The following is a 1,419-nucleotide window of genomic DNA, read 5'->3' as shown; positions in this document are numbered from 1 at the left end:
TTGCGTCCACGGAGGTGGTGTACGAGTTTCGGCTGGTAGCAGGCGTGGCGTCGTGAAATGAAGACGGCCACCGCGTGATCCTTCGGGTAGCGATACCAAGATCGAAGGACGGAAACGATGGCCGTGAACGACAGTGTGGACCCTGCCGCGTGGCTGGCCAGCCAGTTGGAGAGCAGTGACCCGGATCTGTTGCGATCCATGGTGAAGACGATGGCCGAGGCTTTGATGTCGGCCCAGGCCGACACCGCCTGCGGAGCCGGATACGGGCAGCGCAGTGACGAGCGGGTCAACTCCCGCAACGGCTACCGCACACGCGAGTGGGACACCCGCGCCGGGACGATCGAGCTGGCGATCCCGAAACTGCGCCAGGGCTCCTACTTTCCCGAGTGGCTGCTGGAGCGACGTCGCCGGGCGGAGCAGGCGCTGATCAGCGTGGTCGCGACCAGCTATCTGCTGGGGGTCTCGACCCGGCGGGTGGACAAGCTCGTCGAGCAGCTCGGCATCACCGGCATCTCCAAAAGCCAGGTCTCCCAGATGTCCAAAACCCTGGACGCGCAGGTGGAGGAGTTCCGCACCCGCACCCTGGCCGGCGGCCCTTACACGTTCGTGTGGCTGGACGCGTTGACGCAGAAGGTGCGTGAGGGCGGCCGGATCGTCAACGTCCACGTGCTGGTCGCCACCGCGGTCAACGCCAACGGCCAGCGGGAGATCCTCGGCCTGGACGTCAGTTCGCGGGAGGACGGCGCCGGCTGGCTGGCCTTCCTGCGCGGTCTGGTGGCGCGTGGCCTGTCGGGCGTCCAGCTGGTCACCTCCGATGCCCACCCGGGGCTGGTGGACGCGGTCGGCGCTTGCCTGCCGGGCGCCTCCTGGCAGCGCTGCCGCACCCACTACCTGCGCAATCTGCTCACCACGGTGCCGAAGAACGCCCAGCCGTGGGTGGCCACCCTGGTGCGCACCATCTTCGACCAGGACACCGAACAGGCGGTCCGCGCTCAGCACGCCTGGGTGATCGACGCTTTGGAGGCCAAGTATCCGGCCGCCTGCCGGCACCTGGATGAGGCGCGGGAGGACCTGCTGGCCTTCGCCGCCTTCCCGGTCGAGGTCTGGCGGCAGATCTGGTCCAACAACCCGCAAGAGCGGCTGAACAAGGAGATCCGCCGCCGCACCGACGTGGTCGGCATCTTCCCCGACCGGGCCGCGATCATCCGCCTGGTCGGCGCGGTCCTGGCCGAGCAGACCGACGAATGGAGCGAGGTCCGCCGCTACATCGGCATGGACATTCTCGCCAAAGCCCGGCTTCGTGTGATCAATGGCGACACACCGGCACCGAACGCATTGCCGGAGACACTTACCGCTTAACCTGCAGAAACAGGATCACGCGAAAGTCGATCTCTTACACCACTCCGCTGGACGTGACCC

The 1,419-nt window shown here is 67.0% G+C and carries 2 protein-coding genes; one reads left to right on the top strand and one right to left on the bottom strand.

The genetic code is table 11. The features are described from left to right. On the bottom strand, positions 1-200 hold a 200-nt coding region (locus tag AW272_RS43935; RefSeq protein WP_218010743.1), incomplete at its 3' end, for a hypothetical protein. Between AW272_RS43935 and AW272_RS00030 the strand changes: the two genes are divergently transcribed. Then, on the top strand, positions 118-1,359 hold the full coding sequence (locus tag AW272_RS00030; RefSeq protein ID WP_066359806.1) for an IS256 family transposase: 1,242 nt from the start codon (positions 118-120) through the stop codon (positions 1,357-1,359). The two genes, AW272_RS43935 and AW272_RS00030, sit on opposite strands and share 83 nt — an antisense overlap. Positions 1,360-1,419 lie beyond the last annotated feature (60 nt).

It is taken from the genome of Herbidospora mongoliensis, assembly GCF_001570545.1.
Classification (GTDB): Bacteria; Actinomycetota; Actinomycetes; order Streptosporangiales; family Streptosporangiaceae; genus Herbidospora; species Herbidospora mongoliensis.
Note: the sequence above shows the minus strand (reverse complement) of the source record. Positions and strands in the feature narration are given on the sequence as shown.